11 protein-coding genes are annotated in these 17079 nt (G+C 69.9%); 6 read left to right on the forward strand and 5 right to left on the reverse strand.

The window, feature by feature from the left end; genetic code table 11:
- Positions 1-6 precede the first annotated feature (6 nt).
- Together K3A85_RS02225 and glnA are read left to right on the forward strand one after the other, a co-directional pair.
- Positions 7-345 (forward strand): P-II family nitrogen regulator, encoded by a 339-nt coding sequence (locus K3A85_RS02225; RefSeq protein WP_225204866.1) that lies wholly within the window; start codon positions 7-9, stop codon positions 343-345.
- 140 nt (positions 346-485) lie between these two features.
- Positions 486-1895: a type I glutamate--ammonia ligase gene (glnA, locus tag K3A85_RS02230; protein WP_225204867.1), complete on the forward strand. Its 1410-nt coding sequence runs from the start codon at positions 486-488 to the stop codon at positions 1893-1895.
- 741 nt (positions 1896-2636) lie between these two features.
- On the opposite strand, the gene K3A85_RS02235 is transcribed toward glnA, so the two are convergent.
- Positions 2637-3545: an OmpA family protein gene (locus K3A85_RS02235; protein WP_225204868.1), complete on the reverse strand. Its 909-nt coding sequence runs from the start codon at positions 3543-3545 to the stop codon at positions 2637-2639.
- Between the two features lie 560 nt (positions 3546-4105).
- Between K3A85_RS02235 and K3A85_RS02240 the strand changes: the two genes are divergently transcribed.
- A complete protein-coding gene (locus tag K3A85_RS02240) occupies positions 4106-4618 on the forward strand; it encodes a CHAP domain-containing protein (protein WP_225204869.1) in 513 nt (170 codons plus the stop codon).
- 129 nt (positions 4619-4747) lie between these two features.
- The gene (locus K3A85_RS02245; RefSeq protein ID WP_225204870.1) at positions 4748-5389 is read left to right on the forward strand and encodes a lysozyme; all 642 of its coding nucleotides are present in this window, start codon (positions 4748-4750) and stop codon (positions 5387-5389) included.
- A 31-nt stretch (positions 5390-5420) separates the two neighbouring features.
- Here K3A85_RS02245 and K3A85_RS02250 read toward each other — a convergent pair whose 3' ends face one another.
- Complete coding sequence (locus K3A85_RS02250) at positions 5421-7712, reverse strand: putative bifunctional diguanylate cyclase/phosphodiesterase (protein ID WP_225204871.1); 2292 nt, start codon at positions 7710-7712, stop codon at positions 5421-5423.
- Between the two features lie 137 nt (positions 7713-7849).
- Between K3A85_RS02250 and K3A85_RS02255 the strand changes: the two genes are divergently transcribed.
- Together K3A85_RS02255 and K3A85_RS02260 are read left to right on the forward strand one after the other, a co-directional pair.
- Entirely contained in the window at positions 7850-7999 is a 150-nt protein-coding gene (locus tag K3A85_RS02255) for a lmo0937 family membrane protein (protein WP_225204872.1), read from the forward strand.
- A gap of 116 nt (positions 8000-8115) precedes the next feature.
- Positions 8116-9540, forward strand: coding sequence for an aldehyde dehydrogenase family protein (locus K3A85_RS02260; protein ID WP_225204873.1), 1425 nt, complete (start codon positions 8116-8118; stop codon positions 9538-9540).
- Positions 9541-9755: 215 nt separating this feature from the next.
- Here the strand turns inward: K3A85_RS02260 and K3A85_RS02265 are convergent, their stop codons facing one another.
- The 3 genes from K3A85_RS02265 to K3A85_RS02275 are packed head-to-tail and all read right to left on the reverse strand — an operon-like array spanning position 9756 to position 17051.
- Positions 9756-13982, reverse strand: a complete 4227-nt coding sequence (locus K3A85_RS02265) for a translocation/assembly module TamB domain-containing protein (RefSeq protein WP_225204874.1) — start codon at positions 13980-13982, stop codon at positions 9756-9758.
- Positions 13982-16228 (reverse strand): autotransporter assembly complex protein TamA, encoded by a 2247-nt coding sequence (locus K3A85_RS02270; protein WP_225205985.1) that lies wholly within the window; start codon positions 16226-16228, stop codon positions 13982-13984. The genes K3A85_RS02265 and K3A85_RS02270 overlap by 1 nt, the downstream gene beginning before the upstream one ends.
- Entirely contained in the window at positions 16209-17051 is an 843-nt protein-coding gene (locus K3A85_RS02275; RefSeq protein ID WP_225204875.1) for an arginyltransferase, read from the reverse strand. Before K3A85_RS02275 ends, K3A85_RS02270 begins: the two co-directional genes overlap by 20 nt.
- Positions 17052-17079 lie beyond the last annotated feature (28 nt).

Consider the following 17079-nt stretch of genomic DNA (forward strand, 5'->3'; position numbering starts at 1 on the left):
GACCAGGTGAAGAAGGTCGAAGCGATCATCAAGCCGTTCAAGCTGGACGAGGTGAAGGAAGCGCTGCACGAGATCGGCGTCTCGGGCATCACCGTCACCGAGGCCAAGGGCTTCGGCCGCCAGAAGGGCCACACCGAACTCTATCGCGGCGCCGAATACGTCGTCGATTTCCTGCCCAAGGTGAAGCTCGAGGTCGTCGTCGGCGACGCGCTGGTCGACCGCGTGGTCGAGGCGATCGCCGCCGCCGCGCAGACCGGCCGCATCGGCGATGGCAAGATCTTCGTGATGACCGTCGACGCCGCGGTGCGCATCCGCACCGGCGAGCGCGACGACGACGCGATCTGAATTGGCGCTCCCCGAACCGGCGCGCCGGGACGGGGAACGTGCAACCGGGGGTGGCCTTGGGACGGGCGGCCTCCACCACAACCACCCCTGAAACCCCGCACGGCGCTCACGGCCGGGGCGGGAGAAAAGAAGGATCAGCGATGGCAAGTGCAAAGGACATCCTCGCCCGCATCAAGGACGAGGAAATCGAGTGGGTCGACCTGCGTTTCACCGATCCCAAGGGCAAGTGGCAGCACCTCACCATGGTCGCCTCGGTCCTGGGTGAAGACGAGCTGGAAGACGGCCTGATGTTCGACGGTTCGTCGATCGAAGGCTGGAAGGCGATCAACGAGTCGGACATGATCCTCAAGCCCGACCTCACGTCGGTCTTCGTCGATCCGTTCTCGGCCACGCCGATGCTGATCATCACCTGCGACATCGTCGAGCCCTCGACCGGCGAGCTCTACTCGCGCGACCCGCGCTCGACCGCCAAGCGCGCCGAAGCCTTCGTCAAGGCCTCGGGCATCGGCGACACCGTCTACGTCGGCCCCGAAGCCGAGTTCTTCCTGTTCGACGACGTCAAGTTCTACGACGGCTACGACGGCAACGGCTTCCGCATCGACGACGTCGAGCTGCCGACCAACACCAACAAGGACTACGAAGGCGGCAACCTCGGCCACCGTCCGGGCGTGAAGGGCGGCTACTTCCCGGTCGCGCCGGTCGACAGCTGCGTCGACATCCGCGGCGAGATGGTCAAGACCATGCTCGACATGGGCCTGCCCTGCGACAAGCACCACCACGAAGTCGCCGCCGCGCAGCACGAGCTCGGCCTGACCTTCGGCACGCTCGTCCAGACCGCCGACCGCATGCAGGTCTACAAGTACGTCGTGCAGCAGGTCGCCGCCGCCTACGGCAAGTCGGCGACCTTCATGCCCAAGCCGATCAAGGGCGACAACGGCTCGGGCATGCACACCCACATGTCGATCTGGGATTCGGGCAAGCCGCTGTTCGCCGGCAACGGCTATGCCGGCCTGTCGGACATGTGCCTGTACTTCATCGGCGGCGTGATCAAGCACGCCAAGGCGCTCAATGCGTTCACCAACCCGACCACCAACAGCTACAAGCGCCTGGTGCCGGGCTACGAAGCCCCCGTGCTGCTCGCCTACTCGGCGCGCAACCGCTCGGCCTCGTGCCGCATTCCCTACGGCGCCGGCGCCAAGGCGAAGCGCGTCGAATTCCGCTTCCCCGACGCGATGGCCAACCCCTACCTGTGCTACTCGGCGCTGCTGATGGCGGGCCTCGACGGGATCAAGAACAAGATCCACCCCGGCGAAGCCATGGACAAGAACCTCTACGACCTGCCCCCGGCAGAGCTCGCCCAGGTTCCGACCGTCTGCGGTTCGCTTCGCGAGGCCCTGGAATCGCTCGAAGCCGACCACGCCTTCCTCCTCGAAGGTGGCGTGTTCACCAAGGACCAGATCGAAGCCTACATGGAACTCAAGTGGCCCGAAGTGCTGCGCTGGGAAACCACGCCCTCGGCCGTCGAGTTCGACATGTACTACTCGGCCTGATCTTCGGATCACGCGAGACAAGAAAGGGGCGTCCGGGAAACCGGGCGCCCTTTTCGTTGGGGGTGCGATGCACCCTACGCGCTGCCATGCGCTGCGATGGGCGGACGTTGGATGATCGCTAGCGTCCAGCACCAGACCAGCCCCGACAAACGAGAGTTCCGTCACCCCGGGCTTGACGCGTCGCATCCGGGATGACGGGCAGAAAACTGAAGCCGCGGGTGATCCCCGCAGAAGGCCAGCATCGGCCACGCTGAAACAGTGGCACCGGCCGCGCCCCACCATCCTCCCCTGGAAGGGGAGGGGGACCACCCGAAGGGTGGTGGAGGGGTAACGAAAGAACGCGAAGGTTCGCGCCGGTCGCTACCCCTCCGTCGCCCCGTGCGGGGCGCCACCTCCCCTGTCAGGGGAGGATGATGCGGGCAGAGCGCGCTACGGCTTCCCGCCAAATCGAGACGTAGTCTTCACCCGGCGATATCCCTCACCCCGGGCTTGGCGCGTCGAGCCCGGGATGACGGGCAGGAAAAATGAAGCCGCGGGTGATCCCCGCAGAAGGCCAGCATCGGCCACCCTCAAACAGTAGCACCGACTTCGCCCACCATCCTCCCCTGGAAGGGGAGGGGGACCGCCCGAAGGGTGGGGGAGGGGTAACGCAAGAACGCAAAGGTTCGCGCCGGTCGCTACCCCTCCGTCGCCCCGTGCGGGGCGCCACCTCCCCTGTCAGGGGAGGATGACGGCCGACCATCAGCCGCCGTTATCGACCGCCTTGCTCACCAGCACGTTGATCGCCACGCGGCGGTTCTGCGCCTTGCCTTCGGGCGTCGAGTTGTCCGCCGCCGGGTCGGCCTTGGCCATGCCGGTGGGGGTCAGCATGCGGTAGGGCTTCCAGTGGCAGACCTGCTGCAGGTAGTTGGTCACCCGCGCCGCGCGCTTTTCGCTCAGCGTCTGGTTGTAATCGTCGCCGCCGACCGAATCGGTATAGCCGATGACCAGCAGCAGCGCGTTCTCGTTGGCTTCGGCCTGGCTCGCGGCGGCGCAGAGCTCGGTCTTGGCCTGGGCCGAAAGGTTCGACTTGCCGGTGTCGAAATAGACGTTGCTGGTGCTCTTGACGTTGTACTTGTCGATGTCGCCGAAGCGGGCGCGCAGCGCCTCGGTCGCGGCGGTCTGCTCGGCGAAGCCCTGCGCGGTGCCGGTGCGGATCATGTTGGCGGTCTTGAGGTCGCCGTTCTTGAAGGTGATCTCGCTCGCCATCAGCGCGCCGCCAGCCTGCAGCGTCTTGACCGTCACCGGCAGGCCGTTGATCAGCGCCGCGCGGTCGAGCTTGGCGCTCGACTGCAGGAAGCCGCGCTTGCCGCGGATCTTCGTCGCATCGCTCACCGTCACCACGGTGCGCGCGCCGTCGGCGCCCAGGATCTCGACCTGGTCGCCCTTGCGCGCGGAAATGTTGCCGCTGACCTCGGGGCCGGCGACGGCCTGCGCCGAGGCGCTCGCCTGCAGCGAATCCGAGGGCGCGGAATTGTCCATCGTCTGGCCCGCGCCCTGCTGCGCCATCGGGTCCTGCCCGCCCATGGTGCCCTGCGCCGAAACCGCGCCGGCCGAAACCAGCATCATCACGGGCGCAATCAGCCCCGCCGTCTTGAGGGAAACACGCATCTCGTCACTCCTTGCCAATGCGTCTGAACCGTTCGGGTGTTCACCCCGCTATTGCTGGCGCATGAATGCAACAGGCCGCCTGCCCGTTCCGCCGGGCAGGACGCGACGGACTTGCGACGAGCCGAGCCGTGCGCGCAACTCGGCGCAGGGCATCGCTCGTCCTGTCCTACAGTGCCCGACCTCGGCTATCGTTGCGCGATGACCCGGCTTCGCCCTGTCCCCGTCACCCCGCCAAGCGGCGTTCGCGCTGCTGCACCGCGCCCCCGGGCGCTGCATTGTGCACCGCAGCATTCCCCTCGGATTGATCGACAAAGTCGATCAATCGCGCCCGAAAGATCGAATGCAATTATTCTCCAGGACAGTGTAAACCCCGTAAACCCCCCTCGCCTTTGGCGGGTGCTTTTGCGGCGCGAAAAGTTGCACTGGCGCGGGAACTTGGGTGGTGGTGCGCGCATTTTATCCACAGCCCTTCGCACGTGCGGGACGAATCGTTGGCCGTGCGGGGCGAGTTGCGCCGCGCCGAACTGTGCGAATCCGCACAGCGCCCTAGAACGGCTCGCATGCTTCGTGTCGCGCTTGCTTCGTTCCTCGCCTTCCTCTCGCTCGCCCTGCTCCCCGCCGAGGCCCACGCCCGGCTGCAGTGCGTCGCCTATGCGCGCCAGATCGGCGAGGTTCAGCTGTCGGGCAACGGTCGCGACTGGTGGGGCAATGCCGCCGGGGTCTATGCCCGCGGCGCCCGGCCCCAGGCGGGCGCGGTGCTGGCGTTCAAGGCGAGCGGCGCGATGCCCTACGGCCATGTCGCGGTGGTGAAGAAGGTGGTCGACGATCGCCACATCCTGATCGACCACGCCAACTGGTCGGCCCCCGGCCTGATCGAGCGCGGCGTCGAAGTGGTCGACATCTCGCCCGCCGGCGACTGGAGCCAGGTGCGCGTGTGGTACGGCAAGACCCGCGCGCTGGGCCTGCGCCCCTCGCCCACCTTCGGCTTCATCTATCCGGGCGCGGCGCCCTCCGGCACGCCCGTCACCGTCACCGCCAGCGCCGAACCGGCGCTGCGCGCCGCCAACGGCTGAGGGCGGTTGCGCCAAAGCGGCGGCACTCGCGCTTTCCTACGCCAGGCCCTGTGATACATTCCCGCTCGAGGCGATAACGAGCCCCGGGTCGCACCTGCTGCCGCACCATGCCGCAGCAAAGGACGGGGAATGAACCGAAAGCCGATCTTCGACGCCGTGCGCAGGATGCTCGGGCGCGGATTTTCGACGCAGGAGGTCAAACTGCTCGACAAGGCGATCGATGCGGCAACCGGCTCGCTCGGGGCCAACCTCGCGCCGGACAGCCCGGCGGCCTCCGCGCCGTCCGCCGGCGAAGCCTCTGGCGCGGCAAGGGCGCTCGGGCCGGCCGGCCAGAAGCTGATCAAGGCGTGGGAGAGCTGCGGCCGCCTGCGCGCCGACGGGCGCTACGAGGCCTATCCCGATCCCGGCAGCGCCGACGGCCGGCCCTGGACGATCGGCTGGGGCTCGACCGGCGCGGACATCGCGCGCGGCACGGTCTGGACCCGCGCGCAGTGCGATGCGCGCTTTGCCGCCGACATCGCCCGCTATGTCGCCGAAGTCGACCGCGCCGTCGGGCCGGCGCCGACCACGCCGAACCAGTTCGACGCGCTGGTCTCGTTCCACTACAACACCGGGGCGATCTTCTCCGCGACGCTGACCCGGCTGCACACCGAGGGCCGATATGCCGAGGCGGCGGAGCAATTCGGCAACTGGATCTACAACAACCACAAGCCGATGACCGGCCTCGTCAGGCGGCGCGCGGCCGAAGCGAAACTTTACGCCACCCCCTGAACCGAGAGCGCCGGCGGAAGCGGGGGGAGAATCAGCCCGCCAGGCGCAGCAGCTCGCCGCGCTCGCGCCGCCACAGCAGGCCGCGCGCCTCGCCGACCGGCAGCGCCTTCCAGAACAGGTGGCCCTGGACCAGCTCGCAGCCCGCGGCCTGGACCAGCCGCCGCTGCACTTCGGTCTCCACCCCTTCGGCCACGACCTTCATCCGCAGCGTGTGGCCGAGCGAGACGATCGCGCAGAGGATCGAATGGGCGTCGCTGTCGCCCTCGATGTTCTGGACGAACGAGCGGTCGATCTTGATCCGCTCGAACTGGAACGAGCGCAGGTAGGACAGCGAGGAGTAGCCGATGCCGAAGTCGTCGAGCGCGATGCGGAAGCCCATCCGGTTGAGCTCGCGCAGCACCTCGAGCACGTGCTCGGAGCGGTCGAGCATGATCCCCTCGGTCACTTCGAGCACGATCCGGCGCGGGTCGACCCCGGTCTCGGCGACGATCCCGGCGATCGTCGGGAGGAAGTCGGCGGCCATGATCTGCAGCGGCGAGAGGTTGACCGACACGTCGCAGGCGGGCCAGCTGCGGCACTCGCGGAAGACGTGGCGCAGCATCCAGTTGCCCAGCGGGATCATCAGCCCGCCCTGCTCGGCGATCGGCACGAACAGGCCGGGGCGGATCTCGCCGCGCTCGGGGTGGGTCCAGCGCAGCAGCGCCTCGAAGCCCTGGATCGCGCCGTCCTCGATCGCCACCACCGGCTGGTAGGCGACCGAAAGTTCGTCGCGGGTGATCGCCCGGCGCAGCTCGGTCTCCATCTCGCGGCGCAGCTTGACCGAGGCGTCCATGTCGCGGGTGAAGCGGCGGTAGCGCGCGCGCCCGCGCTGCTTGGCGCGGTAGAGCGCGATGTCGGCGCGGCGCAGCAGCTCGCCCGGGTCCTCGCTCTGTTCCGGGCCCCAGCTGATGCCGCACGAGCAGGTGACGTCGAGCGCGTTGCCCGAGATCACGAACGGCTCGCGCATCAGCGCCATGATCTCCCGCCCGAGCGCATCGGCGGCGGCGACCCCGCCGCTCGCCCGGCGCATCAGCACGAATTCGTCGCCGCCGAAGCGCGACAGGAAATCGCCCTCGGGCAGCGCCCGGCGCAGCCGCAGCGCGACCTGGCGGACCAGCTCGTCGCCGACGTGGTGGCCGAGCGTGTCGTTGACCACCTTGAAGCTGTCGATGTCGAGATAGGCGACGAACACGTCGCCCGCGGCGCGCCCGCCGATGCAGGCGTTCAGTTCGGCGCGCAGGCGCTGCATGTAGTGGACGCGGTTGGGCAGGCCCGACATCGCATCGTGCAGCGCGTTGTGCTGCGCCTGCGCCTCGCTCGCCAGCAGCTCGCGCGCGGCGCGGCGCATGCGCCGCACGATGATCGCGCCGCCAAGCACGACGCCGAGGAAGAACAGGATGTAGGTCGCGAGCAGGGGCGCGGTGCGCCGCACGATCGTCGGCCCCGGCGTCTTGGCCCGCCACGCGATCCACCCGATCCGCCCGCTGCCCGCTTCGTCGAGCGCGATCGCGTTGAGATCGGCCGCCGGCCGGTCCGCGCTGAAGCGGAGATCGGGCAGCAGCAGGTCCTGCCGCATCTGCGCGAGCGTCGCGCCTTCGATGAAGCGCAGGCTGGCGACATAGGCCGGCGCGCGCGCGAGCAGCGCGTAGTCTCGGTCGGGCACGATCGAGGCGACGGCGAGGAACGCCGGACGGCCCTGGTAGAGCACCGGCCGCGCCGCCCAGCGGGTGAGCGGGCGGCCCGCCGCGTCGGCCGGCCAGGCGCCGTCGGCAAGCGCCAGCGTCCGCTCGGCCTTGCCGAAGGTCGCCCCCTCGGCGCGGGCGCGCTCGAGCAGCTGCGCGAGGTCGGCCGCCAGCGCCGGATCCAGCGCGGCGGCGACCGGCCGGCCTTGCGCCCAGGCGTGGACCGGCCGGCCGTCCGGGCGCAGCAGGTAGAGCCGGTCGGTCTCGAAGTTGTTCCAGAAGAAGGCGCCGAGGTAATAGTTCGCCCAGGCCCGATCATCGCCGATGACCGCCTTGCGCATCGCATCGTCCCAGGTCAGCTGGACCTTCTGCATCGCCACGAAATCGCGCATCGCCCGGTCGAGGTACTGGCGCGCGAGCCCGCGCTCGTCCTCGCGGGCGAGGTCGTCGGCAACGCTGGTCGAATGGTTGAACGCCGCGACCAGCGCGAGCGAGAGCGACAGCAGCGCGACGAAGGTCGCCAGCGCGACCCAGCCGGTGCGCAGGCCTTCGGCCATCCGCCGTGCGGCGCGCCTGCGCGTGATGGATCTCGCCGTCCCCATGCGGGACATCCTTGGCGCAGCGATCCGAAGAAAAGGTTAGCGCGCCTTACGCCTTGCGCCGTGGAACCGCCGCGCACGGCCCGGGTTCTGCAGACGAGACAGCTCCACTTCGGAGCGAACCCGAGCGGAGAGATCCCATGCTTCTGACCATCGCGCTTGTCCTGCTCGTCCTCTGGGCGCTCGGCGTCTTCGCCTTCAAGGTGACCGCGGGAGTCATCCATATCCTGCTGGTGCTGGCGATCATCGTCGGCCTGGTCCAGCTGTTCCGCGGCCGCCGAACCGTCTGACCCGGCAATTCGTCTCTCGGGCGGTCGCTTTGCCTGCGAGACGGGTTGCAATCCGCCACGCGATGCTGCCATCCTCTCCCGGTGATTCCTTAATCAGGTAACTGGGAGTGAATGCGATGCGCGAGCGGCTTCAACACTACATCGACGGCCAGTGGGTCGACAGCGAAGGCGGCGTTCGCCACAACGTGATCAACCCGGCGACGGAAGAGCCGACGACGGTGGTCACGCTTGGCACCAAGGCCGACGTCGACAAGGCCGTGGCGGCCGCCCGCCGCGCCTTCAAGACCTTCAGCAAGACGAGCCGCGAGGAGCGCCTGGCGCTGCTCAATCGCATCGTCGAGGAGTACAAGAAGCGGGCGCAGGACCTCGCCGTGTCGATGGCCGAGGAAATGGGCGCGCCGGTGAGCTTTGCCGGCACCGCGCAGGTCGGCGCCGGCATCGGCGGCTTCCTCGGCACGATCGCAGCGCTGCAGAACTTCGAGTTCGTCGAAGATGCGGGCGCGTTCAAGGTGGCCTACGAGCCGATCGGCGTGGTCGGCATGATCACCCCGTGGAACTGGCCGCTCAACCAGATCGCGCTCAAGGTCGCGCCGGCGCTCGCCGCGGGCAACACGATGATCCTCAAGCCGTCGGAAGAGTGCCCGACCAATGCCATGATCTTCGCCGAGATCCTCGACGCGGCGGGCGTGCCCCCGGGCGTGTTCAACCTCGTCAACGGCGACGGTCCCGGTGTCGGCCAGGCGATCAGCTCGCACCCTGACATCGAGATGGTGAGCTTCACCGGCTCGACCCGCGCCGGCATCCTCGTCGCCAAGGCGGCGGCCGACACGGTCAAGCGCGTCCACCAGGAACTGGGCGGCAAGTCGCCCAACCTCGTCCTGCCCGATGCCGACTTCGCCGCGCACCTCGCCCCCACCGCGATGGGCCCGCTGGTCAACACCGGCCAGTCGTGCATCTCGCCCACCCGCGTGCTCGTCCCGCGCGAGCGCGAAGGCGAAGCCGCCGCGTTCCTCGCCGCGATGTATTCGGCGACTCCGGTCGGCGACCCGATGCAGGAGGGCAACCACCTCGGCCCGGTGGTCAACAAGGCGCAGTACGACAAGATCCGCGACCTGATCCAGTCGGCGATCGACGAAGGCGCCAAGCTCGAGGCCGGCGGCCCCGACCTTCCCGCCGGAGTCAACCGCGGCTACTTCATCCAGCCGACCGTGTTTTCGGGCGTGACCCCGAACATGCGCATCGCGCAGGAGGAAATCTTCGGCCCGGTGGTCACCGTGATGGCCTACGACAGCCTCGAGGAAGGCATCGAGATCGCCAACGACACCGCCTACGGCCTGTCGGCGGTGATCTCGGGCGACCCGGCCAAGGCGGCGGCGGTCGCGCCGGAGCTGCGCGCCGGCATGGTCGCGATCAACAACTGGGGCCCCTCGCCGGGCGCTCCGTTCGGCGGCTACAAGCAGTCGGGCAACGGCCGCGAGGGCGGTCTCTACGGCCTCAAGGACTTCATGGAAATGAAGGCGATCAGCGGCCTGCCCGCCTGATCCTGCGCTCCCGGGCAAACGAAGAGGGTCGTCCGAAAGGGCGGCCCTTTTTCGTATCGGGCCCACGCGCGCGTTTCGGAACCCCGCCCGTACCGAGCCTGTCGACGCGCTGTCCTTTTCCCCCAAGCGACGCGCGCGGTCGGAGGAAAGGACGGCCCTTCGACAAGCTCAGGGCGGACCGATGGGGCCGGAGGGGCCGGGATGCCCCTCGCCCCTCAATAGTCCTTGCTGGCCTTGAGATTGATCGATTCGCGCCCGATCGTCGAGACCGTGCCGAGCAGCGCCAGCCAGCGGGTGATGCGGAATTCGATCGAGGTCGCCGAATAGCCGCGCCCGTCGGTGACCAGTTCGACGAAGAAGCGCCGGCCGAGGTACTTGCCCACCGCGATCGACGTGCCACGGCCCGTGGCGGCGTCGGCGCCGACGATGCGCAGGCGGTCGAGGCCGATCGCGCTGCGCAGCTTGTTGATCGGATCGAGCCCGCCGCCGCCGCGCAACGACGCGAGCGCCGCCGCCAGCTGCACCGCCTCGGGCGCGGAGATCTGGGTGATCGAGCTGCCGAACAGCAGCCGGCTGAGCAGCTCCTCCTCGGGCAGCGCGGGGATCGAGGAGAAGGAGATGACCGGCTTCTGCGCCGTGCCGGTGATGCCGATCTTGGCGCTGATGCCGTTGGCGTCGCCTTCGGCGAGGATGTCGAGCTGCGGGTCGATCGGGGTCTCGCCGGTAAACCGGATGCGCCCGCGCGTGAGCTCGAACCGCTTGCCCGCAAACTCATAGCCGCCCCGCACCACTTCGGCGGTGCCGAGGATGCGCGGCGCCGAGGTATCGCCGCGCAGGCGGATGTCGGCGCCCCATTCGCTGTCGAGCCCGAGGCCGCGCACGTCGATGCGGTTGGCGCCGGCCGCGTCGATCAGGAAGCGCCAGGGCGCCGAGCGTGCGCGCGCGGGCGCGGCGTCGGCGGGCGTATTGATCTCGGTGGTCTTGATCACCGGCAGTTCGGTGGCGCCATTGGCCATGCCGAGCCGCCAGCGCGCCTGGTCGATCCGCACGCGGCCGGCGATGGTGCCGCCGACGCCATTGCTGACGATGCGCAGCGGCCCGGTGACGGTCGCGCCCATGTCGTCGCGGTTGATCAGCTGGGCGTTGCTGGCGGCGAGGCGCAAGTCGAGCTTCACGCCGCCGGCCGAGACGTCGGACAGGTCGACCGTGCCGCTGCCGCTGACCCGCCCGCCGTTGGGCGTGGTGCCCGAGAACCGCGCGAGGCTGAGCTTCGATTCGGCAAAGCTGCCGACCGCTTCGACATTGCGGATGTCCGACCCGGTCAGCGTCGACTGCACCCGCAGCGAGCGCGAGGCGATCGCGCCCGAGAGGATCGGGCTGTCGATCGTGCCCGAGACATCGGCGGCGACGCCCAGCGGACCGGTGAGGTCGAACACCTCGAGCGCGGCGAGCCGCCACAGCGCATCGGCGGGCCCGGAATAGCGCAGCTGGCCGCGCAGCCGCCCGGCGCGCAGGCGGTCGTAGGTGGTGCCGCCGCGCGGCAACTGGTCGATCCGCGCCTGGAGCCGGCCCCGCGCGGCGCCGCCTTCGTTCATCACCGCGCGCGTTTCGAGGCTGTCGGCGTCGAGATGGGCGACGAGGAACAGGTCGAGCGGGCGCGAGGTGAGGACGAGGCCCGAGCGGGTCAGGTTGCGCACCTGCAGCGCGGCATGGCCCTGCGGCGTGCCGGTGCCGTCGTCGCTGTAGTCGATGACGCCCGAGGCGAGCCCGCCGAGGCCGAGGTCGGCGACGACGATGTCGAGCACCGAGAGCGGCATGCGCGAGACGGCGAGATGGAGACGGGTGGGTCCGCCGAGCACGTGGCCGTCGGCGATGATCACGCCGCGCCCGAAGTTGACCTGGGTGGGCTGAAGCTGCCAGCCGCCGCCGTCCTTGTCGGCCAGCTTGTCCATCACCATGCGGCGCGGCATCGTGATCGCGCGGCCGGCGTATTGCCCGGAAACGAAGGCGACGATCTTGTCGGGCGCGAAGGCGGCGGTGCCCTGGAGGTCGAAGTCGGTGCCGCGCCGCCCGCTCATCGAGGCGGTGACCGAGCCCGAGCCGTTGACGATCGCGGCATTGGCGGCAAGCCGGCCGATGAACACCTTGCCGAGGCCAATACCTTGCGCGGCGACATTGGCGTCGATGGTCGAGTTGCCATCGGCGAAGAGCGCGTCGACATCGACCTTGGCGAGGCCGATGGAGATCGGGTTCGCTCCGCCGAAGCGCGCGTTGCGGGCGTTGACCAGCGCGGTGACGGCCTGGCCGCCATCGCGCGGGGCGAGGTGGACGGTGCCGTCGAGCCCGCCGCCACGCATCGCCAGGTCGCCGGTCACGCCGCCCTTGCCGAGCACCACCGCGCCGGTGACGTCGGTCTGGTAGACGTGGAACTGGCGGATATCGATGCGCGTGTCGCCGCCCGGCGGCGAGACGAGGCCGAGCGTTCCTTCGAACGGGCCGAGCCGCGAATCGCCCTTGGTGTCGATCCGGAAGCCGTCGCCCTGCGGCGCCAGCGCGACGCGCACGTCCTTGAGCCCGGCGGCCGGCAGCGGGCTCGCCAGCACGAGCACGGCGTGGGGGCCGTCCTGCTCGATCGCGGCATCGACCGTGAACGGGCCGTAGTCGGCATGGCGGCCGCGCCCGACCACGCTGCTGCGCCCGCCGGGCAGCACCTTGCCGTCGAGCGCGAGGTCGAGCTTGCGCGCGGTGACCCGGCCGGCACGGATGGTCAGCGGGATCGCCGCGCCCATCGCCACATTGCCGCGGAAGCGGATGCCGCCGCCGGTCAGCGTCTGCAGGGTGGCGTTGTCGACCCGGGTCATCCGGCCATCGGCATTGGCCTGGACCGACCAGGGCACGCCGCTGCCGATCTTGAACAGGATCTTGGCGTTGGCGTCGATCGCGCCGAGATCGGGCACGGCGAAGCCGCGCGCGGTGACAGGGCCCGCGAGCGCATAGCCGCCGCGCGCAAGATCGCCGCGCAGGGTCAGGCGAGCGGCGAGACCGCGCAGGTTGATCGCGATGTTGTCGGACGACAGCGCGTTGCCGGCGAGCAGGATGTCGGCGCTGGCGCTGGCGCCGGCGAGGCGCGGGTCGAGCTGCGCATTGCCGGTGGCGAGCCGGCGCGCGGTGAGCGCGACCGGCAGGCGCAGCGCCTTGCCGTCCCAGTGCGCGGTGCCGGCGGTGCGCAGGTCCTCCGCCGCGACGGTGCCCGCGCGCAGGCGGGCGATGCGCAGCTCGTGCGCGATCGAAAGATCGTCGAACGGACCGTCGAAGGTCGCATCGAGCCGGGCGCCGGCGAGCTGCGCTGTGGGCAGCACCCGCTCGGGGCGGGTCAGGCCGAGCTTCACCGCGAACTCGTTGGCGCGGTTGTTGGCAAGATCGATGCCGCCACGGCCCGCCATGCGGAATGCGGCGGCGCTGGCGAAGAGCTGCCCTTGCGCGAGGCTGCGCGCGAAGGTGCCGTCGTAGACCAGCGAGAGCTTTTCGCCGACGGCGGCGCGCGCGGTTCCGCCGAGCAGGTCGGCGGGAAAGACCTGGCCTGCGAGCCGGTACTGCCCGGCGCGGTTGTCGAGCAGGAAGGCGGCGAGCTTGCGCCCGTCCTGCGAGGCCCAGGCAACGCCGCGCCAGTTGCTGAAGCTGCCCTTGCCGAAGACGCGCGCGTGGACGTCGCGCTCGATCCCGGTGAGCCCGGCGAGCAGGCCGTCGCGCGGGGCGTCGGCGACCAGCCGCAGGTCGAACCTGTCGCGGTCGGGCTCGCTGTCGAGGTGGACGGTGAGCCGGTCATGTCCGCCGAGGCGCGAATTGAAGTCGATCAGCGCGCGCCCGCCGCGGATGTCGGCCTTCGACCACAGGTCGATGCGGCGCTTCTCGTCCATGATCCCGGGCGCGATGGTAAGGTCGTCGAAGGCGAGGCGGTCGATGCGGATGTCGAAATCGGGCAGGATCGGCTCGTCGGGGTTGCCCGGGTTCATCCGCGGCGTGCGCAGCAGCGTGGCGCGGTGGACGAGCAGCCTGCGGATATCGAGCCCGCGCTTCATCCACGACAGCGGCCGCCAGTCGAGCTCGGCCTCGGGGATGGTCATGAACCGGCCCTGCGGGTCGCTCAGCACGACGTTGCGCAAGGTCGCGCTGCCGAACAGCGAGCCTTCGATCCGCCCGATGCGGATGCGCAGGCCCGAGCCCGGGGTCAGCGCGGCGATGCGGTCGACGACGAAGCGGTGGCCGAGCGAGCTGTCGAGCACGGCGAAGCCTGCCAGCAGCAGGCCGATCGCGGCAATGGTCGCCAGCGCGAGGTTGCGGCTCCAGCGCAAGGGCCGGCGCCAGCGTGGGCCGCGCGGCGGCGGCGGCGGGGGCGGCGGCGGCGGCGCTTCGGCAGCGGGCGGGTCGATGCCCTCGGCCATCAGAACGCCTGCCCCAGCGCGATGTATACGCCGACCGGGCTGTCGCCCTTGCGCCGGTTGAGCGGGGTGCCGAGGTCGATGCGGATCGGCCCGAAGTTGGTGTCGTAGCGCAGGCCCACGCCGGCGCCGATCTGGACATCGGACAGCGAGGGCGTGGCGCCGGTGCCGACGGTGCCGGCATCGACGAAGGGCACCACGCTGACCGCGCCGCCGACGAGCCCGGTGCGCACGCGCGCCTCGAGCGAGAATTCTGCGAGCGAGCGGCCGCCGGTGGGATTGTTGGTCGCATCGCGCGGGCCGACCGCCTGGAAGCCGTAGCCGCGCACCGAGCCGCCGCCGCCCGCGTAGAAGCGGCGGGACGGCGCGATGGCGGCAAGATCGGCGCCCTGGATCGTGCCGAGCCGGGTTCGCGCGGCCAGCACGACCTTGCCCGCGACGGGGAAGTAGCCCGAAGCGTCGAACTGCGCCTTGACGTACTTCGACCGGGTGCCGTCCTGCACCGACAGTTCGGGCGACAGGCGCAGGCCGACGCGGAAGCCCTTCTTCGGATCGAGCAGGCTGTCGCTGTCGTCGAACTGCGCGGACAGCGGCAGCGCGCCGATGAAGTAGGTGGTGCGCGGCGCCGCCTTCCCCGCCGAATCCTGCTTTTCGCTGGTGGCGACCGCTTCCAGCCCGACCGACCACACGAACGGCTTCTGGAACAACAAGGTGGTCTGGCGCTCGAAGCTGGCGATGAACGAGGCGGTGCGGGCGTTGTAGGCGTCGGTATCGCGGGTCTGGGCGTAGAGGTCGGCGGTCAGGACCTGGTCGCGCCCCCAGAAGTTGTTGCGGCGGAAGGTCACCCCGGCGAGCTGCTCGCGCGTGCCCACCACCCCGCGCACGCGCAGCATGCCTTCGGGCGGGAACAGGTTGCGATGCTCCCAGCTGCCTTCGAGCCGGACGCCTTCGCCGGTCGAATAGCCGACGAGGCCGGCAATGGTGCGCAGCGGCGCCTTGACCAGGTCGACGTCGATGTCGACCGTGCCCGGCCGGCCCGCCACCGGCGCGGCCGCTTCGCGCGTCTTGACCGTGACGGTCGAGACCAGCCCGGTGGCGAGCACGGCCTGGCGCAGGTCGTCGACCAGCGATCGCTTGTAGAGGTCGCCGGGTTCGAAGCGGGCGATTTCCTCGAGATGGTGGCCCGACAGGAACTTCGGCATCGCGCTGGCGATCCGCCCGAAGGCATACCTGCCGCCGGTCTCGACCGGGATGGCGAGATCGCCGGTGCGCGGCTCGTGGTCGATGGTCAGCGCCGGCTCGCCCACCTTGGCGAAGGCATAGCCGTTTTCGCCGAGCGCGGTGTCGAGATGCAGCCGCTCGGCGACGATGCGGTCGGAATTGACCGGATCGCCGCTGGCGAGCTTGAACGCCGCGCGCAGCTTCGCCGCGTCTGCCGCCTGCGCGATGTCGCCGAGGTCGATCGCGGCGAGCGTGTACTGCGGCCCCGGGACGACGTCGAAGCGCACCACCGCCTTGTTCGCGTCGATCCGCCCGCCCGGGCCGGTGGCCGCGTTCTGCCCGCGCCGCTCGACGCCGGCGACCGACTGGACGACCTGCGCATCGTAGTAGCCATAGACGCGCAGAACCTGCTGGAGGAGCGCGATGTCTTCCTTCGCCCGGCGGGTGAGCTGGGCGAGGTTGTCATCGTCGTCGTCGAGCGCCTTGAGCGTCGACAGGCTGGCGAAGCGATCGACGATGGCCTCGCGATCGGGCAGCGCGGCATCGGGCGGAAACGCCAGCTCGACCTGGCCGCCGACCTTGACGACCGCGGCATCGGCGATCCGCGTCCGCGCCGGAGCGTCGCCCTCGGGCACTGCGGCGTCGAGCAGCTGCCCCGCCTGCTTGGCCTGCTCCTCGGCGAGCGCGATGTCGGGATCGGGGGTCAGCGGCTCGACGGCGGGCAGGTCGGCTTCGCCGGGCCAGGGCAGCGCGATTTCGGGCATCGCCGCCATCGGCGCGAGGGTGTCGGGGTTTTCGAGCGCGGCGATGTCGGGAACCGGCGTGCGCGCGGCATCGGTATCGCGCGCCCAGGCTTCGGGATTGTCGAGCGCGGCGTCGGGGATCAGGTCCTCGAGTTCCTGGTCGGCGTCGCGCGATTGCGCAAGCGCGGGCTGCGACAGGGCGAGGACGGCCAGCGCGGCGCAGATCCCGACGCACAGCGCGGGAAAGCCGCCCGGTCGCGAAGGATCAGCCGGTCCGGGCGAAATTGGCCGGTTCGACTCCGTCCTTGCCGGCGGGGAGACCTTCGGCGCTGCGCTGCATTGCCGCGGCGCGGACGATGGCGTCGGCCTGCTCGTCGGGTTCGAAGCGGGTCCATCCGTCACGTCCGAGCCGTTCCATCGGACGGAAGCGGACCTTGTATTGCATGCGATCGGAGCCTTCGACCCAGTACCCGAGGTAGACGTAGGGCAGCCCGATCCTCGCAGCGTGGAGGATGTGGTCGATGATGATGTACGTGCCAAGCCCGGTCCGCGTCTCGTGATGGGGGTCGTAGAAACTGTAGATCATCGAAAGCCCGTCCCCCTGATGATCGGTCAGGCAGGCGCCGACAAGCCTGCCCTGACTGCCATCCTTCGTGGGTTCGCGGTATTCGATCACATAACTTTTCACCGGCGTATGTTCCACCATGTCGGCGAAATCCATTTCGTCCATGGTGGCCATCCCCCCGCCCGGGTGACGGACCGAAAGGTAACGCTGCAGCAGTTCGAACTGTTCCGGGGTGGACCACGGCTTGCACACGGTCATCACCAGATCGGAATTGCGCTTGTGGATGCGCTTCTGCGAGGCCGAGGGCGCGAAGGCGTCGGCGACCACCCGGACCGAGACGCAGGCGCTGCAATCGACGCAGCTGGGGCGGTAGGCGACCGTCTGGCTGCGGCGGAAGCCGATCCGGCTGAGCGCATCGTTGAGGTCGTCGGCCTTGTCACCCTTGAGCTCGGTGAACACCTTGCGCTCGCTCCGCCCGGGCAGGTACGGGCAGGGCCCGGGGCTGGTCACGAAGAAGCGGGGAAAGCGTACGGGCGCAGTCACGGCCGGCAGGATCCTCGGTCGCCGACGG

The sequence above is a fragment of the Novosphingobium huizhouense genome (assembly GCF_020179475.1).
Classification (GTDB): domain Bacteria; phylum Pseudomonadota; class Alphaproteobacteria; order Sphingomonadales; family Sphingomonadaceae; genus Novosphingobium; species Novosphingobium huizhouense.